The sequence below is a fragment of the Pseudideonella sakaiensis genome, from assembly GCF_048320135.1.
Classification (GTDB): Bacteria; Pseudomonadota; Gammaproteobacteria; order Burkholderiales; family Burkholderiaceae_C; genus Ideonella_A; species Ideonella_A sakaiensis_A.
Map to the genome: position 1 here is coordinate 2,448,158 of NZ_CP182947.1, position 20,718 is coordinate 2,468,875.

General features: G+C 68.4%; 18 protein-coding genes. 6 read left to right on the top strand and 12 right to left on the bottom strand.

What is annotated here, in order from left to right; genetic code table 11:
- Positions 1 to 59 precede the first annotated feature (59 nt).
- Positions 60 to 1,523 (bottom strand): amidohydrolase family protein, encoded by a 1,464-nt coding sequence (locus ACNH6H_RS10995; protein ID WP_418317611.1) that lies wholly within the window; start codon positions 1,521 to 1,523, stop codon positions 60 to 62.
- Positions 1,524 to 1,738: 215 nt separating this feature from the next.
- Here ACNH6H_RS10995 and ACNH6H_RS11000 point away from each other — a divergent pair, with 215 nt between their 5' ends.
- The gene (locus ACNH6H_RS11000) at positions 1,739 to 2,065 is read left to right on the top strand and encodes a thioredoxin family protein (RefSeq protein ID WP_418317613.1); all 327 of its coding nucleotides are present in this window, start codon (positions 1,739 to 1,741) and stop codon (positions 2,063 to 2,065) included.
- Between the two features lie 20 nt (positions 2,066 to 2,085).
- Here the strand turns inward: ACNH6H_RS11000 and putA are convergent, their stop codons facing one another.
- Complete coding sequence (gene putA, locus ACNH6H_RS11005; RefSeq protein WP_418317614.1) at positions 2,086 to 5,913, bottom strand: trifunctional transcriptional regulator/proline dehydrogenase/L-glutamate gamma-semialdehyde dehydrogenase; 3,828 nt, start codon at positions 5,911 to 5,913, stop codon at positions 2,086 to 2,088.
- Positions 5,914 to 5,987: 74 nt separating this feature from the next.
- On the opposite strand from putA, the gene ACNH6H_RS11010 reads away from it, so the two are divergent.
- Entirely contained in the window at positions 5,988 to 6,485 is a 498-nt protein-coding gene (locus ACNH6H_RS11010; protein ID WP_418317615.1) for an Lrp/AsnC ligand binding domain-containing protein, read from the top strand.
- Between the two features lie 174 nt (positions 6,486 to 6,659).
- On the opposite strand, the gene ACNH6H_RS11015 is transcribed toward ACNH6H_RS11010, so the two are convergent.
- The gene (locus tag ACNH6H_RS11015; RefSeq protein ID WP_418317617.1) at positions 6,660 to 6,866 is read right to left on the bottom strand and encodes a DUF2788 domain-containing protein; all 207 of its coding nucleotides are present in this window, start codon (positions 6,864 to 6,866) and stop codon (positions 6,660 to 6,662) included.
- Positions 6,866 to 7,606, bottom strand: coding sequence for a DUF2189 domain-containing protein (locus ACNH6H_RS11020; protein WP_418317619.1), 741 nt, complete (start codon positions 7,604 to 7,606; stop codon positions 6,866 to 6,868). The genes ACNH6H_RS11015 and ACNH6H_RS11020 overlap by 1 nt, the downstream gene beginning before the upstream one ends.
- A gap of 235 nt (positions 7,607 to 7,841) precedes the next feature.
- Here ACNH6H_RS11020 and ACNH6H_RS11025 point away from each other — a divergent pair, with 235 nt between their 5' ends.
- Complete coding sequence (locus ACNH6H_RS11025) at positions 7,842 to 10,574, top strand: penicillin-binding protein 1A (protein ID WP_418317621.1); 2,733 nt, start codon at positions 7,842 to 7,844, stop codon at positions 10,572 to 10,574.
- A 16-nt stretch (positions 10,575 to 10,590) separates the two neighbouring features.
- The gene (locus tag ACNH6H_RS11030; RefSeq protein WP_418317623.1) at positions 10,591 to 11,769 is read left to right on the top strand and encodes a DNA topoisomerase IB; all 1,179 of its coding nucleotides are present in this window, start codon (positions 10,591 to 10,593) and stop codon (positions 11,767 to 11,769) included.
- A gap of 9 nt (positions 11,770 to 11,778) precedes the next feature.
- Here the strand turns inward: ACNH6H_RS11030 and ACNH6H_RS11035 are convergent, their stop codons facing one another.
- Positions 11,779 to 12,354: an ankyrin repeat domain-containing protein gene (locus ACNH6H_RS11035; RefSeq protein ID WP_418317624.1), complete on the bottom strand. Its 576-nt coding sequence runs from the start codon at positions 12,352 to 12,354 to the stop codon at positions 11,779 to 11,781.
- Positions 12,355 to 12,462: 108 nt separating this feature from the next.
- On the opposite strand from ACNH6H_RS11035, the gene ACNH6H_RS11040 reads away from it, so the two are divergent.
- Positions 12,463 to 12,654 carry a hypothetical protein gene (locus ACNH6H_RS11040; protein WP_418317626.1) on the top strand — a complete coding sequence of 64 codons (192 nt, stop codon included), beginning with the start codon at positions 12,463 to 12,465 and terminating at the stop codon, positions 12,652 to 12,654.
- Between the two features lie 35 nt (positions 12,655 to 12,689).
- Here ACNH6H_RS11040 and ACNH6H_RS11045 read toward each other — a convergent pair whose 3' ends face one another.
- The gene (locus tag ACNH6H_RS11045) at positions 12,690 to 13,772 is read right to left on the bottom strand and encodes an isoaspartyl peptidase/L-asparaginase family protein (RefSeq protein WP_418317628.1); all 1,083 of its coding nucleotides are present in this window, start codon (positions 13,770 to 13,772) and stop codon (positions 12,690 to 12,692) included.
- Between the two features lie 172 nt (positions 13,773 to 13,944).
- Here ACNH6H_RS11045 and ACNH6H_RS11050 point away from each other — a divergent pair, with 172 nt between their 5' ends.
- Positions 13,945 to 14,457 carry an Hsp20/alpha crystallin family protein gene (locus ACNH6H_RS11050; protein WP_418317630.1) on the top strand — a complete coding sequence of 171 codons (513 nt, stop codon included), beginning with the start codon at positions 13,945 to 13,947 and terminating at the stop codon, positions 14,455 to 14,457.
- Positions 14,458 to 14,474: 17 nt separating this feature from the next.
- Here ACNH6H_RS11050 and ACNH6H_RS11055 read toward each other — a convergent pair whose 3' ends face one another.
- The 6 genes from ACNH6H_RS11055 to thiC form a co-directional block, all read right to left on the bottom strand.
- A complete protein-coding gene (locus ACNH6H_RS11055) occupies positions 14,475 to 14,843 on the bottom strand; it encodes a hypothetical protein (protein ID WP_418317632.1) in 369 nt (122 codons plus the stop codon).
- An 84-nt stretch (positions 14,844 to 14,927) separates the two neighbouring features.
- Positions 14,928 to 16,508: a bifunctional hydroxymethylpyrimidine kinase/phosphomethylpyrimidine kinase gene (thiD, locus tag ACNH6H_RS11060; protein WP_418317634.1), complete on the bottom strand. Its 1,581-nt coding sequence runs from the start codon at positions 16,506 to 16,508 to the stop codon at positions 14,928 to 14,930.
- Positions 16,508 to 17,353 (bottom strand): thiazole synthase, encoded by an 846-nt coding sequence (locus ACNH6H_RS11065; protein ID WP_418317636.1) that lies wholly within the window; start codon positions 17,351 to 17,353, stop codon positions 16,508 to 16,510. The genes thiD and ACNH6H_RS11065 overlap by 1 nt, the downstream gene beginning before the upstream one ends.
- Positions 17,354 to 17,380: 27 nt before the next feature.
- Entirely contained in the window at positions 17,381 to 17,599 is a 219-nt protein-coding gene (gene thiS, locus ACNH6H_RS11070) for a sulfur carrier protein ThiS (RefSeq protein ID WP_418317637.1), read from the bottom strand.
- Complete coding sequence (locus tag ACNH6H_RS11075; protein WP_418317638.1) at positions 17,599 to 18,666, bottom strand: FAD-dependent oxidoreductase; 1,068 nt, start codon at positions 18,664 to 18,666, stop codon at positions 17,599 to 17,601. Before ACNH6H_RS11075 ends, thiS begins: the two co-directional genes overlap by 1 nt.
- 107 nt (positions 18,667 to 18,773) lie before the next feature.
- Positions 18,774 to 20,666 (bottom strand): phosphomethylpyrimidine synthase ThiC, encoded by a 1,893-nt coding sequence (gene thiC, locus ACNH6H_RS11080; protein ID WP_418317640.1) that lies wholly within the window; start codon positions 20,664 to 20,666, stop codon positions 18,774 to 18,776.
- Between the last annotated feature and the right edge of the window lie 52 nt (positions 20,667 to 20,718).

Genomic DNA, 20,718 nt, shown 5'->3' on the forward strand with positions numbered 1-20,718 from the left:
TACAGCACCAAAGGACCCGTTCCGGCGTGGAGGTATTCAGCGACGGTAGCCGGGTCGGATTACGGCCCATCTCCACTTACCGCCCGAAACGCAAAAAACTCGCGCCGCGTGCGCGGGCCGTAAGTCTCGAAGCTCGGGTTCGGATCGTTCAGATAGTCGAGCCGGCTCTTTTGCACCCGGTCCTTGCCCAGCTTGCGGCGCAGCTGGATCGTGTCCAGCCCATACACCTTCGTGGCATTCAGGCCGAAGATCTTGCGCTTGATCGCCGGCGTCAAAGCCGGGTAGCCGAAGCGCTGCTGGAATTCGCTGCTGATCTGGAATGCGCGGAAGGCCTGGATCTGGTCTTGCGGGCTGCCGTACCAGATCGAGTCGGTTCCCCACAGGATGCGGTCTTCGCCGAAGTCCAGCAACAGCTTGCCGAGCAGGTGTGCGGCCTGGTCGGGGTCGCGCATCAGGAATCGCCAGGTACTGCCGAGTTCGGCATAGACATTGGCCGGGTTGCCCGCCTCGCGCACCGAGCGGATGAGCGCATCGACGCCATAGTCGGCCTTCTGGTCGTAGGGGCCTTCGTTGCGCGAGGTGTCGAAGCCGGAGTGGTAGACGAGGAAGTTGATATCGGGGTGGCGCTTCGCGGCCGGGCCGAGGTCGCGGCTCGACGAATATTGGTAGCCGCGCTGGCCGAATGCGAGGCCCTTGTGCACCGCGATGTTGTGCACACCGAGCTTGCGCGCGCGTTCGATGAACGGCGCGCCGAAGCGCTCGTCGTCGAGGAAAAACCCCTCCGCCCCATCCCTCGGCCCGAACTGGGTGTAGGTCTTGAACGCCGAGATGCGGCCGCGCGCGCCTTCGACCTGCGCATCCATGCCATCGAGTTCGCCGGGCAGCGTCGGCATGCAGCGGCCGTGCAGCAGCAGCCGCTCGCTGCCGTCGAGCGCATTGGCGGCGAGTCGCGTCGCGCCGGCGGCCTCGAAGTCGAGCGGGTTGGTATCGGCGCCGCCGGGCACATGCGACAACACGCCCATTGCGGTGTCGCTGTCATGGAACACATCCTTCAGCAGCGCATCGGCCGAAAAACACTCGATGTGGTCGGCCTTGCCGCAATTCGAATTCGGCATGCCGCGGAAGGCATTCGGGCTTGCCTTCGCGCGCCATGCGCCGCGCGGGTTCACATGGTGCAGCTGCACATCGAAGATGAATTCGTCGTCGGCGCCGCCAATCGCCTCTTTCGCGGCAGCGTGCTCGAAGCGGGCTTCTGCCGCCAGTTCGTAGTGGCCGCCGCGTTGGCCCGCAGCGGCAAACGCCTGGTTGAAGGCGGACAAGGTCGCCGCGGCACCGAGCATCGATTGCAGGTAGCGCCGCCGCGGCATCGCCAGCTGGCGCGCCGAACCGCTGATCGCATCGAGTGCCAGCGCGCGCGCGTGGCGCGCGGCAGCCGGCAGCGGCACCGGTGCAAATTCGCCGTTGGAGGTGCTGTCGAGCTTGATCGGCAGCGCTTTGGGTGCAGGGTCGGCATCGCGTGTCATGGGCGCACGATATGACTGGCGCCGGGCTTTGCCAAGCCCGCAGCAGCCTTTCTCCGCCACCGCGCTGCGGCGCAGTGGCAGCGGGCCAAACCGCCCAGCCAGCGCCCGCTCTCCCGCCGGTCGTCAGCCACGACAGGACGCGACGATGCGCCCTGGTCCGACACCCCGGCTTGCAGTGACGGGAGATACTCGCGTCAATGCAACCAGGAGCCGCGATGCCGTTGACCGCCCGCTATTCCGCCGATGCACCGTCCCGTGCCGACGTCGATGCGCTGCCGGGCCCGACCGTGCTCGAATTCGGCACCGAATGGTGCGGCTGGTGCCAGGGTGCGCAGGCGGCGATTGCCGACGCGTTCGAGCAGCACCCGGAGATCCGCCACCTGAAGGTCGAGGATGGCCGCGGCCGGCCGCTCGGCCGATCGTATGGCGTGAAGCTTTGGCCGACGCTGGTATTCCTGAAGGACGGCCACGAGGTCGATCGACTGGTGCGGCCGCAGGCGGCCGGGCCGATCGCCGATGCGATGGCGCGGATCGCAGGCTGACGCTGCAGCCGGCTCGCCCCTCAACCCACCGCCATCAAACTCGCATTGCCACCGGCCGCTGCGGTATTGACGCTCAGCGAGCGTTCGATCAGCAGCCGCTCGAGTGCGATGTCGGCATCGCCCGGGGCCAGCCGCTGCAACGTCACGATCGGCCCTTCGCGCTCGGCCAGGCGCTGACAGGCGCTGCGCAGCGCGGCCTCGCTGCCGTGCAGCAGCGCGGCATCGAATTCGACATTGGCAAACGTCCAGTCCTGCGCGATCGCAACCACCTCCTGCACCGCCAGCGGCAACTGTTCAGCCAGGTTTTCGGCGGCAGCCGGCCAGACCGCGCGGCTGCCGACCGCCAGCACCGCAGCGAGCTGGACCAGGCGATCGTCGGCCTGGTCGTCGGCATCGGCACCCGGTGATTCGCTGGCCTGCAGATCGGCTTCGGTCAGGCACAACACCGCATTGCGCGGCAGCAGCGTATACAGGTTGTGCTCGCCAGTCGGCCCCGGCAGCGAGCGCATCACGCCAACACGCGAGGCCTTGGCGAATCGTTTGCAGGTTTCGGCCAGCGTATCGCGGCCGTTGCGGCTGGCCCATTGCTGCAGCGCGCGCAGCGTCGGGCTGATCGTGCTCGCGCCGCCAGCCTTGGCCATGCCCGGCTTCGCGGAAGGCGCAGCATCGTCGGCTTCGTCGCTGGTCGTCATCACCTCGGCCACCGCCTCGTCGGGCCGGCGCGAAAGCAGGCGGTACAGGTAGAGCGGACCGCCGGCCTTCGGGCCGGTGCCCGAAAGGCCTTCGCCGCCGAACGGCTGCACGCCGACCACCGCGCCGACCATGTTGCGGTTGACGTAGATGTTGCCGCAATGGCCCATCGCGCAGACGCGGCCTATCGTCTCGTCGATGCGGGTGTGCACGCCGAGCGTCAGGCCGTAGCCGGTCGCATTGATGCGGTCGATCAGCGCTTCGAGTTCGTCGCGCTCGTAACGCACGACGTGCAACACCGGGCCGAACACTTCACGCTGCAGCTCGGCGATGCTGTTGAGCTCGATCAGTGTCGGCGCCACGAAATAGCCGCCATCGGCGGCAGCCGATTTGTCGTGGCACAGCTGCAGAACGCGGCGGCCCTTCTGCCGCATCGCCTCGATGTGATTGACGATATTGGCCTTGGCCTCGGCGTCGATCACCGGGCCGACGTCCGTCGAGAGCCTGCCCGGATTGCCCATCCGCAGCTCGGCCATCGCGCCGCGCAGCATCTCGATCACGCGGTCGGCTGCCTCGCGCTGCAGGCACAACACGCGCAGCGCCGAGCAGCGTTGGCCGGCGCTGTCGAATGCCGATGCGAGGATGTCCTGCACCACCTGCTCGACCAGCGCGGACGAGTCGACGATCATCGCGTTCTGCCCGCCGGTCTCGGCGATCAACGTGATCGCCCGGCCGGCCTTGTCGACGCGGCCGGCGACGCTGCGTTGCAGGATACGGGCCACCTCGGTCGAGCCGGTGAACATCACGCCCATCGTCCGCGCGTCGCCGACCAGCTGCGCGCCAACGGTTTCTCCACGGCCGGGCAGCAGTTGCAGCGCGGCGCGCGGCACACCGGCGGCGTGCAGCACACGCACCGCCTCGGCGGCGACCAGCGGCGTCTGTTCGGCCGGCTTTGCGAGCACGGTATTGCCGGCAGCCAGCGCAGCGGCCACCTGGCCGGTGAAGATCGCCAGCGGAAAATTCCACGGGCTGATGCAGACCACCGGGCCGAGCGGCTGGTGGTTGTCTGGCGTCAGTTCGCTGCGCGCCTGCTGCGCATAAAAACGCAGGAAGTCGACCGCCTCGCGCACCTCGGCGATCGCATTGGCCGCCGTCTTGCCGGCCTCGCGCATCAGCAGGCCGATCAGCCGCGGTTGAGCAGCCTCGAGTTCCGCTGCCGCGGCATCGAGCGCCTTCGCGCGGCTGGCCGGGCTGGTGGCTGCCCACTCGGCGGCAAAACCCTCGGCGGCGGCGAGTGCCGATTCGACTTCGTCGGCGCGCGCCTCGCGCACGCGGCCAACCTGGTCGGCCGGATCCGACGGGTTCAGTGCCGGCTGCCAGCTGCTGTCGTCGTCGGCCGTTTCGCCGCCAGCCGCGAGCAGCGGCCCGGCCTGCCATTGCCGTGTTGCGTCTTCGGCGAGCTGCCGATCCAACTCGGCCAGGCGTTGTTCGTTCGCCAGGTCGATGCCGGCCGAATTGGCGCGTGACTTGCCGTACAGCTTCACCGGCAGAGGGATCGACGGATGCGGCAGGCCGGCCTTGCCTTCGCGGCGCGCCAGCTGCGTGACGGTGTCAATCGGGTCGCGTACCAGTTCGTCGATCGAGATCGTGCGGTCGGCGATGCGGTTGACGAACGAGGTGTTGGCGCCGTTTTCCAGCAGCCGGCGCACCAGGTAGGCGAGCAGCGTCTCGTGCGTGCCGACCGGCGCATAAATCCGGCACGGCCGGCCGAGCTTGCCGTCCTCGACGGGGCCGACCACCTGTTCGTACAGCGGCTCACCCATGCCGTGCAGGCACTGGAATTCGTATTGCCCCGGCTGCCAGCGCGCCGGGTCGGCCATTTGATAGATCGCGGCCAGCGAATGCGCGTTGTGGGTTGCGAATTGCGGATAGACGGCGTCCGGCGCCTCGAGCAGCTTGCGAGCGCAGGCGAGGTAGGAGACATCGGTATAGGCCTTGCGCGTGAAGACCGGGTAGCCGTCCAGGCCATCGACCTGCGCGCGCTTGATTTCGCTGTCCCAATACGCCCCCTTGACCAGCCGCACCATCAGGCGGTGGCCGCTGCGCCGTGCCAGGTCGATCACGAAATCGATGACATATGGGCAGCGCTTCTGATAGGCCTGGATCACGAAGCCGATGCCGTGCCAGCCGGCGAGGCCCGGCTCGTGGCAAAGGCGCTCGAGCAGGTCGAGCGACAGTTCGAGCCTATCGGCCTCCTCGGCGTCGATATTCAGGCCGATGTCGTATTGGCGGGCCAGCAGCGTCAGCTCGAGCAGCACCGGGTACAGCTCGGTCATCACGCGGTCGCGCTGGGCGCGGAAATAACGCGGGTGCAGCGCCGACAACTTGATCGAGATGCCGGGGCCGTCGATCACGCCGCGGCCGGCCGAGGCCTTGCCGATCGCATGGATCGCCGCCTCGTACGACTTGCGATAACGCTGCGCATCGTGTTCGGTCAGCGCCGCTTCGCCGAGCATGTCATACGAATAACGGAAGCCCTCGGCCTCGAGCTCGCGGGAGTTGGCCAGCGCCTCGCCAATCGTCTCGCCGGTGACGAACTGCTCGCCCATCATGCGCATCGCCATGTCGACGCCCTTGCGGATCAGCGGTTCGCCGCCCTTGCCGATCAGCCGCGTCAGCGTGCGCGACAGGCCGGCCTCGCTGTGGGTGGCGACCAGCTTGCCGGTCAGCAGCAGGCCCCAGGTCGCGGCATTGACGAAGACCGACGAGCTGCGCCCGGCATGCGCCTGCCACTGGCCGTTGGCGATCTTGTCGCGGATCAGCGCGTCGCGTGTTGCTGAATCCGGGATGCGCAGCAGCGCCTCGGCCAGGCACATCAGCGCGACGCCTTCCTGCGACGACAAGGCATATTCCTGCAGCAGGCCCTGCACAAGCCCGGCCCGGCCGCCCGATTTCCTGCGGTTGCGCAAGCGGGTCGCGATCTGCTTGGCCAGCTCGTTCGCCGCCTTCGCTGTTGCCGGCTCCATCCGCGCCGCATCAAGCAGCGGCGGCATTGCCTCCGGTTCCGGCCGGCGATAGGCGGCGGTGATCTGCGCACGCAGCGGCGAGGCATTGCTGGCGGTCGAATCGGCGAACGTCGGGTTGCTGGAGTTGGACATTGATGGCCTCGATCTAGTGAGTTGCTCAATAATGCCAAGTTGCTGGACAAATGTTTGTTCGAATTTTCGTCGCCATGCCGAACAAATCACTATCAGCCGCTGAACGCCTGACCGATCTCGACCGCATCGACCTGCGCATCCTGAAAGCGCTGCAGCAGGACGGCCGGATCACCAACCTGAAGCTGGCCGAAAGCATCGGCCTGTCGGCGACCGCGGTGCTGGCGCGGGTGCAACGGCTGACCCGCGACGCCTACATCCTCGGCTACGAGGCGCGGCTGAACCCGCAGCAGCTCGGCGCCGGCATGCTGGTGTTCGTCGAGGTGATGCTCGACCGCACGACACCGAACGTGTTCGAGGAATTCAAGGTCGCGGTGCAGCTGCAGCCGGCCATCCTCGAATGCCACATGGTCGCCGGCGGCTTCGACTACCTGCTGAAGACTCGCAGCGCCGACATGGAGGATTACCGCCGCTTCGCCGGCACCGTGTTGTGGCAACTGCCCGGCGTTCGCGAGACGCGCACCTATGCGGTGATGGAGGAGGTGAAGAATTCGACGCAGCTGCATTTGCCTTGAGCGCCGGCCGCGCATCGGCGCGAAAGCTTGCATGTCTGCAGGAGCGGCTCGATCGGTGGCATTGCTGTGGGAGGGGCTTTAGCCCCGATTTCTTTGCATGCCACCGGCGCCAATCGGGGCTGAAGCCCCTCCCACAAAGCGCGCCGCGATTTCTTCGCATGCCCCCAATGGCGATCACCGCAAGAAATATTTGATCAGCCCCTTCGCGGCAAAGCCGAGCAATCCGAAGCCCAGCACCAGCAGCAGCACGAAGGTGCCGAAGCGGCCGGCCTTTGATTCGCGCGCGAGCTGCACGATGATGAAGACCATGTACAGCATGAAGGCGCCGACACCGAAGGTCAGCCCGAACTGGGCGATCTGCTCCTCGTTGTAGCCGAACATCAGGCGGCCCTCGCGCCGTCGTCGGGGCCGACGAGGTCGCGGTAGGCATGCCAGCTGGCGTGCGCCAGCCACGGCAGCAGCACGATCAGGCCGAGCATCAGGCTGGCCATGCCGAGCATCGTCAATGCAAGGATCAGCGTCGCCCACAGTGCCAGTGCGACCGGGCTTGCCAGCGTTGCGGCAACACTGGTTGCCACCGCGTCGAGCACGCTGTCGCCACGATCGAGCAGCAACGGGATCGCGACCACGCTGGAGACGAAGATCGGCGCGGCAAGGATCGCGCCGAGCACCAGCCAGGCCTCGAACAGATGGCGATCGTCGTCGGCCAGCACGACGACGCGCAGGAAGTCGGCCGGGCTGTTGACCACCGAGCCGGCGAATGTCGTGATCAGCGCCGCCGAGGTCAGCACCCAGCCGGTGCCGGCCAGCGCCAGCAGCAGACCGAAGATCACCAGCCGCGAATCGCGCGGGCGCCAGGCGGCAAATGCCGTCGCCAGATCCGGCCGCTGGCCGAGCTCCAGGCTGCGGCTGATCGCATAGAGGCCGGTGGCGACCAGCGGCGCGACGATCAGAAAGCCGCTGAATGCGCCGGCCAACAGCCAGAAGCTGTCGCCGGCGAGCAGCAGCAGGGCGCCGCCGAAGACGACGGCAGCCAGTCCATGCAGCAGGCCCGGCAGCGGGCAGCGCATCAGATCGGCCCAACCCAGGCGCAACCAGTGCAGCGGGCGCGCCGGCGACACGGCGCGGACTTGCGGGCGGCGGTCGCGGCCTTCGGAAACAGGTTCTGGTCTCACACACCATTGTCGACAGCGGCCCGGGATCGGGCTTGATCTCCATCAAGCCGGTCGAGTCGGCTCACCGGCCGGTCGAGTGCCGTGTAGTCCTCGGCTGACCGACGGTCGCGCCGTCGCCCGAGCGACAAGCGGCGAACATCGATCGAGGATTGACTGACGATTCAAACCCCTCTTGTCAGCCGTGCCAGCAACCGATTTTCCGCCGCCGTCGAACCCGCAACCGCCTGCCGGAAAGCGCCAACGCGACCCGTGGATCGGTCGCGCATTTGCCACCGTCGGCCTGGTGATGCTGACCGGCACCGCTGCGCTCGGCACCTGGCTGTGGTTCGAGACGCCCGACGTGCGCGCGGTCGAAACCCGGGTCACCGCCAAACCGAGCCGCATCGTCTCGTCCGACGGTGTGGTTCTCGATTCGATCGGCGCCAACCAGCACCGGCCGGTGGCGCTCGACAAGGTCTCGCCGGCCATCGTCCACGCCTTGCTCGCAACCGAGGATCGCCGCTTCCACGAACACGGCGCCGTCGATCTGCGGCGGATGGTCGCCGCAGTCGGTTATTCACTGCAGGGTGATGTGCAGGGCGCATCGACGCTGACCCAGCAGCTCGCCCGCAACCTGTTCCCGGAGCGTGTCGGCAACGACCGGACGGTGCTGCGCAAGCTGCGCGAGATCGTCGTCGCAATGAAGATCGAGCGCGCGTACAGCAAGGAGCAGATCCTGACGATGTACCTGAACCAGGTGCCGTATCTGTACGACGTGGTCGGTGTCGAGATGGCCGCACGCACCTATTTCTCGAAGCCGGCGTCGGAAATCGAGCCGCACGAGGCGGCGCTGCTGGTCGCGATGCTGAAGGGGCCGAACTATTACGATCCGGGCCGGCAGCCGGAACGCGCCCGTGAGCGACGCAACCTCGTGCTGCGGCTGATGGCGCGCGAAGGGTTTCTCGACCAGGCCAGCCACGACGAAGCGCGTGCGCGGCCACTCGATGTGCGCCTTTCGCGCCACGACACCTCGCCGCCGCTGGCGCCGCATTTCGTGCGGCTGGTGAAGAAACAGGTGGTGGATTGGGCCGCGGCGCGCGGCCTCGATCCGAAACGCGACGGGCTGACGATCCATGTCGGCCTCGACAGCCGGCTGCAGAAACTGGCCGAACAGGCCGTCGAACGACAGGGCGAACTGCTGCAGTCGGTGGCGGCCAGCGAATGGTCGAATGCCACGTTGCGCGCCGGCCCGCCGGCCAAAGGCACAAAAGTGCGCGAATTTGCCTACTTCTGGCAGACCAATCCGGCCTTGCGCGCCGAAGTGGCGCGCCAGACGGCAGCCTACCGCGAGGCGCGCGAAGGCGGTGCCGACGATTCCGCTGCGCTGCGCGCCGCCGAGCGCGATCCCGAGTTGCCGAAGCTGCTCGCCGCGAAGACGCGGCTCGAGGCCGGCTTCATCGCGCTCGATCCACGCAGCGGCCGCGTGCTCACCTGGGTCGGCAGCCGCGACTGGCAACACGACCGCTTCGACCACGTCGCGCAGGCGCGGCGCCAGCCCGGCTCGACCTTCAAGCCCTTCGTCTACGGCGCCGCACTGGCCGCCGGCATTCCGCAGTACCGCATCTTTGTCGACGCGCCGGTGACGTTGATGACCGCAGACGGCCAGGCCTGGCGGCCCGGCGACGTCGGCGGCTCGAGCGGCCAGCCGATGCTGATGCGCACCGGCCTGTCGCGCTCGCGCAATACGATCACCGCACAGGTGATGCAGCAGGTCGGCCCGCAGGCGGTCGCGCGTTTTGCGAAGCAGCTCGGCGTCGAGCAGTCTCCGCTCGATCCGGTGCTGTCGCTCGCGCTCGGCACCAGCCCGGTCACGCTGCTGGAAATGGCCGGTGCCTATGGCAGTTTCGCGTCGCTCGGCATCCGCCGCGACCCGGTGCTGATCGAACGAATCGACGACAGCGAAGGCCGCATGCTCGCGAGCTTCGGCAGTTCGCCGCGGCGGGTGCTCGAGCCCGACCAGGCGGCGCTGCTGGTCGATATCCTGCGTGAAGCGGTCGAAAGCGGCACCGGCACGCAGCTGCGCAGCCGCTTCGGCCTGCAGGCCGACATCGCCGGCAAGACCGGCACGACGCAGCGCAACTCGGACGGCTGGTTTCTGTCGCTGCAGCCCGAACTCGTCGTCGGCGCCTGGGTCGGCTTCAACGACCAGCGCGTGACGATGCGCAGCAACCGCTGGGGGCAGGGCGGGCACAGTGCCTTGCTGCTGGTCGGCGATTTCCTGCGCGAAGGCGCGAAGGACAAGCTGATCGACATGGAGGCGCGTTTTCCGACCGTGCAGCGGCCGGCGCCGCCGGTGATCTGGACCCAGGATCCGGTCGAGCAGGAAGGGCTGACATGGGACAGCGTCGCTTCCGCCGACGGCAGCTCTGATGGCCCGCCGAGCCTGCCGGTACGGTCGGAGCGGTTCCGCTTCGACGAGCCGTCGCCATCGGTTGCGGTTGCGGCGATGCCCGAGCCGCCACCGCCGATCCGGCCGCGTCCGGCACCTGTTGCTGCCCCGCAGGTGGTGATCGAGCCGGTCGTCGCGCCACCGGTGCCGATTCCGGTCGAACCGGCAACGCCGCGCGTCGTTGCGCAGCCGGTCGAACGGGTGACGCCGCCGCCGCCGACGCCGCTGCCCGTCCCGCGACCGATCGAAGTGCCGGCGCCGCCGGTGTGGACGCAACCGGTCGAGCGCCCGCCGCAACCGGTGGCGGTGGTCGATCGGCCGTCGGCCGTGCCGGTCGGAAGGTCGATCGGTCAACCGGTTGGCCAGCCTGTCGAGCGGCCGGTACCGGCGCCGCTAGGCCGCCCGATCATCGCGCCGCCGTCCGCCGACGTCCTGCCGCCGACCGGCGTGCCGATCGGTACGCCCTACGAACGCGACCAGCGTTGACCGACGGAGACAGCGGATGGACAAGGAATCTGTCGACAGCTCACCCAGCGCCGCCAACGACGGCGTGACCGACTCGGTCGACGCCGCGGAAGCGGCCGGCTTGCGGTATGTCAGCGACGAACGCCCGGGAATCTCGCGGCGACGCAGCGGCAGCGGCTTCAGCTACCGGCGTGCCAACGGGCAGCCGGTCGACGACGATGCGACGCTTGCGCGCATCCGCAAGCTGGCGATCCCGCCGGCGTGGACCGAGGTGTGGATCTGCCCGCATGCCAACGGCCACCTGCAGGCGACCGGTCGCGATGCCCGCGGGCGCAAGCAATACCGTTACCACGAACGTTTCCGCGAAGTCCGTGAAAGCACGAAATACGAACACATGCTCGAATTTGCGCGCTCGTTGCCGGCGCTGCGCGCACGCGTCGCGAAGGACATGGCCAGGCGCGGCCTGCCGCGCGAGAAGGTGCTCGCGACGATCGTCCATCTGCTGGAGACGACGCTGATCCGCGTCGGCAACGACGACTACGCGCGCAGCAACCGCAGTTATGGCCTGACGACGCTGCGCCATTCGCACGTCAAGGTCGACGGCTCCGAACTGCGCTTCCAGTTCAAGGGCAAGAGCGGCAAACTCTGGAAACTGCGGATCGGCAACCGGCGCGTCGCGAAGATCGTCCGCGCATGCCAGGAGCTGCCCGGCCAGGAACTGTTCCAGTATCTCGATGAAGACGGCGAAGTCCGCGATGTCGGCTCGGCAGAGGTCAACGACTATCTGCGCGAGATCACCGGCAGCGACATCACCGCAAAGGATTTCCGCACCTGGGCCGGCACCGTGATGGCCGCACTCGCACTGCAGGAGTTCGAGCGTTTCGACAGCGAAGCGGCAGCGAAGAAGAACCTGCGCGATGCGATCGAACGCGTCGCCGCGCGGCTCGGCAATACGCCGACGATCTGCCGCAAATGCTATGTCCATCCCGAGATCCTGTCGGCGTATGCCGATGGCGAACTGTTGCTCGAGATGCGCGACGAGGTGCGAGCCGAACTGCGCGACGACCTGCCGCAGCTGTCGCCCGAGGAGGCGGCGGTGCTGTCGCTGCTGCAGGCGCGTCTGAACCGCACGCTCGAAGACAATCTGAAAGCCAGTCTCGCCGCCGCGCGGCGGCGGACTTCGCGCCGCAGCACCGAAACGCGCGCCAGCCTCTGACCACCCGCGTCAACGCGCGCCGGCAGCGCGCAGGATGCGCGCGACCTCTGGCTGGCCGCGCCGCTCGGCATGCTGCAGCGGCCTGGTGCCATCGCGATCGGGCCGGTTCACATCGCTGCCGGCGTCGACCAGCAGCCTGACGATTTCGCGGTGCGCAGGGCCATCCTCACCGAGGGCGATCGCTTCCTGCAGCGCGGTCCAGCCGAGCTGGTTCACATGGTGCACGTCGATCACGGTTGCGAGCAGCACGCGGACCGTCTCGACATGCCCCCGGTATGCCGGGCCCATCAATGCGGTGCTGCCGAAGCGGTTCAGCGCCTTCAGGTCGGCACCGGCGGCAATTGCCGCACGCACCAGTTCAGCATGCCCATTGCGGGCGGCAAGCAGGAATGCCGAATTCTGCTGCGCATCGCGGGCATTGACGTCCGCACCTCGCTCGAGCAGCGCGCGGAAGCCGGCAAGGTCGTTGCGTTGCGCAGCCAGCCGCAGTTCGGCATCGATCGGCCGTTCCGCTGCCGTTGCACGACCGAACACAAGCGCCGCGACGGCGCCGAGCAGCGCCCGGCGAGAGGTCAACGTAAACATGACAGACCAGTAACGTCTTGTCGCATTGTGCTGGCGTTGCCGCGCAATGAAGCCTAGAGTGGGTTCGAGCCGCTCCGACCATGCGGTGCGGCCCGAAAGGAGCCCGTCATGATTGATCGGACCTTCATGCTTGCGTTGACTTTCCTGATGCTGCTGGGCAGCCTGATCGCATTTACCGCAGACATCGTGTCGCCCCGTCATGCGAACCAACGCGGCGACGTGGTGCTGAATCTGCCGCGCGTCGTGATCACCGGCGATGTGACGACCGCTGATCGGCCCGTTGCGGCAAGGTTTGCTTGAGCGCCGCGGTCCACGCACTGAGCGCCCCCGGCGGCTCAGTCGGAATAGATATGTGTCTGCGCCTTGCCATCGGCGCGTATCACGCCGCGGTACATGCCTTCGGTATTGAAGGCAAAACTGATTTCACCGTCTGCCGATAACGCAATCAGGCCGCCCTGGCCGTTGCGCGCGTCGAGCGCATCGGCAACCGTCTGGCGCGCCGCCTCGCCGACTGAAATCCCGCAATAACGCATCCTCGCCGCGACATCGTGGGCCACCAGGCCGCGGATGAAAAATTCGCCGCTGCCGGTACACGACACCGCGGCGGTCGCATTGTCTGCATAGGTGCCGGCGCCGATCAGTGGTGAATCGCCGACCCGCCCATACAGCTTGTTCGTCACGCCGCCGGTCGATGTCGCCGCGGCAAGGTTGCCGTGCTGGTCGAGCGCGACCGCGCCGACCGTGCCGAATTTGTCGTCGACATGCGCCGGCGCGCTGCGTCCCGATGCTGCTGCGCTCGGCGCGCCATCGGCCCGCGGCTTGCCGTCGTGATCGAGCACGACCTGCCCGCCCGCCTTCGCCTTCTGCAGCTGGTCCCAGCGGTGCTGGGTGAAGAAATAAGACGGTTCGACGATCGCCAGTTGCTGGTCGGCGGCAAAGCGCTCGGCACCGGCACCAATCAGCATCACATGCGCGGTTTTTTCCATCACCGCGCGTGCCGCGATCACCGGGTTGCGGACTGTCGTGACGCCGGCGACCGCCCCGGCCATGCCGCTGCGCCCGTCCATCACCGATGCGTCGAGTTCGTTGCGGCCGTCCGCAGTAAATACCGCGCCCTTGCCGGCATTGAACAGCGGGTCGTCCTCGAGCGCGACGACCGCAGCGACCACCGCATCGAGCGCCGAGCCGCCGCCGGCCAGCACCGCATGGCCGGCGCGCAATGCGGTTTCGAGCCCGTCGCGGTACTGCCGCTCGATCCGCGGCGTGATCGTCTGCCGGGTGATCGTTCCGGCGCCGCCATGAATCAGCAGCGTGATGCGCTGCGGGTCTGCTGCGGCCGGCGCATCGGCCGGCAGCGCGGCGCCGGCGAGCGCCGCGATCTCGGCCGTCGAAGCAGGCCGGCAAGCTTTGGTGGTCATCGTGTGTCGTTGCGCAACCGGCCCGCGGCCGGCTCTGCTGCGCCGATCGAGTCTAGCCGGAACCGTCGCTGACTTGACGCCGCCGCTCCCGCCCCCATCTTCAACAGCAACGAAGCGTCTCGGCATGGCGCAGCGCGTGTCGTGTCGAGCGTGCTGAATGAAAGGAGATGCCATGAAGATGCAACAAGCGATCAAGGAAGGTTTTGACTCGGTCCGCGAGTCGCTGGCCGAAGGCTGGGAACGCTTGCGTCAATCGACGGCCGGTGCGCTGACGCGCTTCAAGCCGTCGGAGCGTTCGAATCCGCCGGCGCACACCGAGATCGATGATTCGAACTGGTTGCCCGGCCCGCGCTGGGCCTTGATGGGTGGCGACGTGTTCGAGGACGACGACCGACTGATCGTCCGGCTCGAGGTACCAGGCATGGAGCGCAGCGACTTCGACATCGAGGTGCGCGACCAGCGGCTGATCGTCCGCGGCGAGAAGCGCTTCGAGCGCGAGCAGAGCAATGGCCGCTGGCGCACGCTGCAGTGCGCCTATGGCCGCTTCCAGCGCAGCGTGCCGCTGCCGAAATCGATCGTCGTCGACGACGCCAATGCGACATACCGCCGCGGCGTATTGCGCATCGAGTTGCCGAAGGCGCGCGATGTGCAGCCGCAGCGGCGCATCGTGCCGGTGGTCGGCTGACGGCCCGCGGACGCGACTCAGGGCCGGGCGATCTGGCCGGCGCCGCGCTCGTCCGGCGCCGGACCGGCTGGCGCCGCGGCATGACGGAGCATGTCCGGCACATTCGCGGCGTCATCGAGGCTTTGCATCGCGGCGATGCGGAGCCCGCCCCCCGCACCGACAACCGCTACCGCCTGCGCCTTTTTCGGGCACAGCCCGAGGCAGGTCGACAGGATGATGCGCGGCCTCGGTCTGACGTCCTTCGATGTCCGCCGCGCTTCGCCGGCGAAGGATTTCGCAGTAAAACCCTTCGGGCCCTTGCTGCGCTTCGCGCAGGCCCGGCAGACGATCACCAGCGACTGCCACGTCGGCTCGGTGCCGAGCCGATGCTGCTTGTTTTTCGTCATCCGGCCAGCGTAGCGCCGCCGCGCCGGCATTGGCGTAGGACATCGCCCAGGCCTTGCCGGCGCTGCGGGCCGCAGGCGCCGCGGTCAGCCAGCGGGGCCGGCCTGCCCGCACAACGAGGATTGGGGCCAGCCGGGCGAAACGGCAACGGCAGCTGCTTCTCCCTGTTGCATCGCCTGCTGCAACAGCGCGACCTTCACCTTTGCGTCACCATCGATCGCCCGCACCACACAGACACCGTCGACACCCACTTCCGCCGCCGCCTGCACGCGTTCCGGCGACAGGATGCCGCCGATCGCCACCACCGGCGCGCCGGCCATTCGTTGCCACCAGCGCAGATTGACGAGCCCCTGCGGCCGCCACGGCATCGCCTTCGTCAGCGTCGGCCAGACCGGCCCGCAGGCGATATAGCGCGGCGCCAGCGAACGCGCGCGGCACAGCTCCCACAGGCTGTGCGTGCTGATGCCGAGCGCCAGCCCGCTGGCCGCCAGCTCGGCCCGGCCTGCTTCGCCGAGCGCAAGCAGATCCTCCTGGCCGAGGTGCACCGCGCCGGCACCAAGTTCGCGCGCCAGCTGCCAGTGGTCGTTGATGAACAGTTCGGCGCCGGCTTCGCGGCAGGCGGTGATGGCCTGTTGCAGCGAACTGCGCAAACCCGTCGTCCACGCGGCGTCGACGTCCGGCGGCGTCTTGATGCGCAGCTGCACCGTGCGCACGCCGGCCGCCAGCACCTGCTGCAGCCGTTCGCTGCTGTCGACGATCGCATACAGGCCGAGCGGCCGCGCGGCCGCTTGCGCCACGGCCTCGAAGCGCGGTTCTTCGCCCCATGACAGGCGCGGCAGCAGCGAAGGCTCGGTGATGAACGCTGGCTCCGCACGGACCGGCCCTGGGCCGCTGCCGGCGGCACAGGCGGCGCGCAAGGCGCCGCCGGTTGCCATCTTCGCGATCACCGCGGCATCGGCCGCGACGAAGCCGCGCGCCAGCGCCGCCGCGAGGCTGGTGGCAAATGTGCAACCGGTTCCGTGTTGGTGCGCGGTCGCGATCCGCGGCGAGGCGAGCCAGCCGCTGGCGTGTTCACTCGCCAGCCAGTCGAGCACATCACCATCGCGGTCGGCGCTGTCGCCGCCGGTGATGCAGACGGCAGCTGCGCCGGCTTCGCGCAGCGCAGCCGCGAGCAGCGGCAATTCGGCCGCATCGTCGTCGCGGCCGTGGTGGCCGAGCAATGCCCGCGCCTCGCGACGGTTCGGCGTCAGAACACTGGCCCGTGGCAGCAGTTCATCTCGGTAGGCCTGCAGCGTCGCTGCATCGGCAAACGAGCCGCCGCTGCTTGCGCCGAGCACCGGATCGACGACCAGCGCCACGTCCCCATCCTGGCGCAGACGGTCGATCCAGCGCGCGACCAGGCGCACCTGTTCGGCGCCGCCGAGCAGGCCGGTTTTCACGACACGCGGCGGCATGTCCTCGGCGAGCGCCGACAGCTGCGCGTCGATCAGGTCGACCGGCATCGCCTCGACCCGCCTCACCGCCAGCGAATGCTGCGCGGTCACCGCGGCGACGACCGGACACAGGTGAACGCTGCAGGCATCGGCGGCGCGCTGGTCGGCGCTCAGGCCAGCGCCGCCGCCGCTGTCGGTGCCGGCGATGCTCCAGACGATGGGTGGCGCGGCCATCATGCGAACCCCGCCGACGGTGCCTCGCCGAGCAGCACCGGCTCGCCGCCGACCGGCGTGCTGGCCACCGCAAAATCCTGCGCCGCCATCACACCGGCGCGCCAAGCCGCGCGGCCACCTTCGATCGCCAGCGAAAAGGCGCGCGCCATCGCGACCGGATCGCGCGCATGCGCGACCGCCGAATTGAGCAGCACCGCATCGAAGCCGAGCTCCAGCGCCTGCGCGGCATGCGACGGCGCGCCGATGCCGGCATCGATGATCAGCGTCGCATCGGGCAGCCGCTCGCGCAGCGTGCGCAGCGCAAACGGATTCAGCAGACCCTGGCCGGAACCGATCGGCGCACCCCACGGCATCAGCAGTGGGCAGCCGGCATCGAGCAGGCGACGGCACAACACCAGGTCGTCGGTGCAATACGGAAAGACGACAAAGCCGTCGCGCACCAGTTCGTTCGCCGCGGCCAGCAGTTCGAACGGATCGGGTTGCAGCGTATGTTCGTCGCCGACGACCTCGAGCTTGATCCACGGCGTGTCGTACAGCTCGCGCGCCATCCGCGCCAGCTGCACCGCCTCGCGGGCGCTGCGGCAGCCGGCGGTATTCGGCAGCAGCCGCGCGCCGCGTTCGCGCAGCACCGCGCCGATCATCGCGATGAAACCGTTGTCGCCGGCCGCTGCCAACGTGCGTTTCAGGCCGACCGTGACGACCTCGGTGCCGGCCGCGACGATCGCATCGTGCAGCACCTGCGGCGATGGATAAGCGGCGGTGCCGAGCAGGAAGCGGCTGTGCAGCGTGACATCGCCGACCTGCCAGGGGTCGTTCGGCGTCGTGGAACGGGATTGGTTGGACATCATGGCTTCAATGGGTCGGGTCGAGGCTCAGCCACCGACGATCGGCTGGAACAGCAGTACCGCGTCGCCTTCGCGCAGCGGCTGTGTCTCACGCTGGCTGCGCGCGATGAACTGGCCGTTCAGTGCGGTCGCGACGGCATTCGGCGCATGGCCGAGCGACTCGACCAGCGCCGCCAGCGAGCTGCCGTCGGCAATGCACTGCGGCTTGCCATCGAGCTGGATCGTGATCGCGTGAACGGTTTCCATCAGGCGGTCTCCGGTACGGGGATATCGAGTTGCAGTTCGCAGGCGCGCAGCACATCGTCGACCAGCGCCGGCGCCAGCAGCCAGCCGTGGCGGAACAGGCCGTTGATCCGGACCAGCCCCGGCTCGACCGAGCTCAACGGTTCGTTGTCCGGCAGGGCCGGCCGCAGGTTGACGTCGAGCCGCGCGATGCGTGCTTCGGCGAGCGCCGGCATCACGCTGTGCGCCGCACTCATCAGTTCGACCGCCGAGCGCAGCGACATCGGCGAGCGGTCTTCGCTTTCGATCTCGCTCGCGCCGACCAGCAGGGTGTCGGCCGATCGCGGTACCAGGTAGATGCGGTGCCGCGGGTGCAGCAGCCGCAGCGGCCGCGTCAGCCCGTGGCGCGGCGCATCGAGCCAGACCATCTCGCCGCGCACGCCGCGCACCGGCAACTCGGGGCGGGCGCCGGTTCCGCGCACGTCGAAGACGACATCGAAGCGCCGTGCCGAGCCATCAGCAAGCCGCAATTCTCCGGCGCGCAGCTGCTGCACCGGCCGTTGCCAGTGCCATGAGACATCCGGCGCTTCGGCGAACAAAGCCTGCAGCGTGGCGACCGCATCGATCTGCCCTTCGCCGGGCAGCAGCCAGCTGTTTGCGGTCGGTTGCAGCGCCGGTTCCAGTTCGGCGAGCTGCGTGGCCGACAGCTCCTCGGCGCGGGGCATCGGCTGCGGCGCCGCGGCCAGCCGCGCCAGCACACGCCGCGCCGCGCCGGCGTCGCCGCGGTGCGCCAGCAGCAGGCTGCCGCGCACCGAGAATGCCGGCCGGCCGGCCAGCTCGGCGGTGATGCCGCGCCACCGATCGATTGAGCGCCAGCCGAGCGAAGCGACGTCGACCGAGCTGTTGTCGAGTTCGGCCAGCGGACTCAGCATGCCGGCCGCGCTGAATCCCGCCGGTTGCCGGCCGTCGAAGGTCGGCGCCGGCCCGGCCGCCGGGTCGAAGACGCAGACCGCATGGCCGGCCCGGCTCAGCCGCCACGCCAGCAAGCGGCCGAGCAGGCCGGCGCCGGCAATGCCGATGCGCTTGCTCATGTCAGCGCTCCGTGGGAGGGGCTTCAGCCCCGATTCGATGGTGTGGCGCGAGCCCGAAGCGGGGCTGAAGCCCCTCCCACAATGTTGGGGTCGAGCGTAGTCTCATGTCAGGCCCCGGGCTGGATCGGGATATAGAACTCGCCGCCGGCGGCCTTGAACTGCGCCGATTTCTCGGCCATGCCTTCGGTCAGCGCGGCGGCCTCGGCGACGCCCTTCGCGGCGGCATAGTCGCGCACATCCTGCGTGATCTTCATCGAGCAGAATTTCGGCCCGCACATGCTGCAGAAATGCGCGACCTTGCTGCTGTCCTTCGGCAGCGTCTCGTCGTGGAAATCGCGCGCGGTGTCCGGGTCGAGGCCGAGGTTGAACTGGTCGGTCCAGCGGAATTCGAAACGCGCCTTCGACAGCGCCTCGTCGCGCGCCCGCGCGCCCGGATGGCCTTTCGCGACATCGGCCGCATGGGCGGCGATCTTGTAGGCGATGATGCCCTGCTTGACGTCGTCGCGATCGGGCAGGCCGAGGTGCTCCTTCGGCGTCACGTAGCACAGCATCGCGGTGCCCATCCAGCCGATCATCGCGGCGCCGATCGCGCTGGCGATGTGGTCGTAGCCGGGCGCGATGTCGATCGTCAGCGGCCCGAGCGTATAAAACGGCGCTTCGTGGCAGGTCCTCAGCTGCTCGTCCATGTTGGCCTGGATCATGTGCATCGGCACATGGCCCGGGCCCTCGATCATCGTCTGCACATCGTGCTGCCACGCGACCCGGGTCAGCTCGCCGAGCGTGCGCAGTTCGGCGAACTGCGCCTCGTCATTGGCATCGGCGCCGGAGCCCGGGCGCAGCCCGTCGCCGAGCGAGAAGCTGACGTCGTAGGCCTTCATGATCTCGCAGATCTCTTCGAAATGCGTGTACAGAAAACTTTCCTTGTGGTGCGTGATGCACCACTTCGCCATGATCGAGCCGCCACGGCTGACGATGCCGGTACGACGGTTTGCGGTCAGGTGGATGAACGGCAGGCGCAGCCCGGCGTGGATCGTGAAATAGTCGACGCCCTGCTCGGCCTGCTCGATCAGCGTGTCGCGGTAAATCTCCCAGGTCAGGTCCTCGGCGACGCCGCCGACCTTCTCCAGCGCCTGGTAGATCGGCACCGTGCCGATCGGCACCGGGCTGTTGCGGACGATCCAGTCGCGCGTCGTGTGGATATTGCGGCCCGTGCTCAGGTCCATCACGTTGTCGGCGCCCCAGCGGATCGCCCAGACCAGCTTCTCGACCTCCTCCTCGATGCTCGAGGTGACCGCCGAATTGCCGATGTTCGCGTTGATCTTGACCTTGAAATTGCGGCCGATCGCCATCGGCTCGACTTCGGGGTGGTTGATGTTCGCCGGGATGATCGCGCGGCCGCGCGCGACCTCGTCGCGGACGAATTCCGGCGTGATGATGGTCGGGATCGCCGCACCCATCGAATTGCCGCGCAGCCGCTGCTCGCGGCCCTGGTCGGCGAGGTATTCGGCCATCCATTCGCGCTTGCCGTTCTCGCGCAGCGCGACATATTCCATCTCCGGCGTGACGATGCCGCGCCGTGCATAGTGCATCTGCGTGACGTTGCCGCCGGCCTTCGCGCGGCGCGGCGTGCGCTGCAGCGCGGCAGCGGCACGGCGCAGCGCGTCGATGCGCTCGGCGTCGATCGCATTGCGCATTTCGCCCTTGACGCCGTCGTCGAGCGTCTGGTGGGCGCGGCCGGCATAGGTCTCGGTATCGCCGCGGTCGGCGATCCACGCCGAACGGACGCCGGGCAGGCCACGCGTGACGTCGATCGTCGCGGTCGGATCGGTATAAGGGCCGGAGGTGTCGTACAGCGAGACGCGCTCGCCGTTGGTCAGCGTCACCTCCCGGTGCGGCACCTGGATATCGGGGCGCGAGCCCTCGATCAGGCTTTTCTGCGAGGCGGGAAACGGTTCGCGCGTCAGCGTCAGCAGCGCGTCGAGTCGGTCGGGGGCATTCATCGGGGCTCCTTCGGTCGTTGGATCGGTCAACGCTCCGAAGGTGGCCCGGCGG

Coding starts and splice junctions, on each gene's coding strand:
- ACNH6H_RS11035 (WP_418317624.1), bottom strand. CDS start 12,354: ATGTTTACGTTGACCTCTCGCCGGGCGCTGCTCGGCGCCGTCGCGGCG.
- ACNH6H_RS11050 (WP_418317630.1), top strand. CDS start 13,945: ATGAAGATGCAACAAGCGATCAAGGAAGGTTTTGACTCGGTCCGCGAG.
- ACNH6H_RS10995 (WP_418317611.1), bottom strand. CDS start 1,523: ATGACACGCGATGCCGACCCTGCACCCAAAGCGCTGCCGATCAAGCTC.
- ACNH6H_RS11040 (WP_418317626.1), top strand. CDS start 12,463: ATGATTGATCGGACCTTCATGCTTGCGTTGACTTTCCTGATGCTGCTG.
- ACNH6H_RS11055 (WP_418317632.1), bottom strand. CDS start 14,843: ATGACGAAAAACAAGCAGCATCGGCTCGGCACCGAGCCGACGTGGCAG.
- ACNH6H_RS11010 (WP_418317615.1), top strand. CDS start 5,988: ATGCCGAACAAATCACTATCAGCCGCTGAACGCCTGACCGATCTCGAC.
- thiD (WP_418317634.1), bottom strand. CDS start 16,508: ATGGCCGCGCCACCCATCGTCTGGAGCATCGCCGGCACCGACAGCGGC.
- ACNH6H_RS11045 (WP_418317628.1), bottom strand. CDS start 13,772: ATGACCACCAAAGCTTGCCGGCCTGCTTCGACGGCCGAGATCGCGGCG.
- ACNH6H_RS11075 (WP_418317638.1), bottom strand. CDS start 18,666: ATGAGCAAGCGCATCGGCATTGCCGGCGCCGGCCTGCTCGGCCGCTTG.
- thiC (WP_418317640.1), bottom strand. CDS start 20,666: ATGAATGCCCCCGACCGACTCGACGCGCTGCTGACGCTGACGCGCGAA.
- ACNH6H_RS11015 (WP_418317617.1), bottom strand. CDS start 6,866: ATGTTCGGCTACAACGAGGAGCAGATCGCCCAGTTCGGGCTGACCTTC.
- ACNH6H_RS11000 (WP_418317613.1), top strand. CDS start 1,739: ATGCCGTTGACCGCCCGCTATTCCGCCGATGCACCGTCCCGTGCCGAC.
- thiS (WP_418317637.1), bottom strand. CDS start 17,599: ATGGAAACCGTTCACGCGATCACGATCCAGCTCGATGGCAAGCCGCAG.
- putA (WP_418317614.1), bottom strand. CDS start 5,913: ATGTCCAACTCCAGCAACCCGACGTTCGCCGATTCGACCGCCAGCAAT.
- ACNH6H_RS11030 (WP_418317623.1), top strand. CDS start 10,591: ATGGACAAGGAATCTGTCGACAGCTCACCCAGCGCCGCCAACGACGGC.
- ACNH6H_RS11065 (WP_418317636.1), bottom strand. CDS start 17,353: ATGTCCAACCAATCCCGTTCCACGACGCCGAACGACCCCTGGCAGGTC.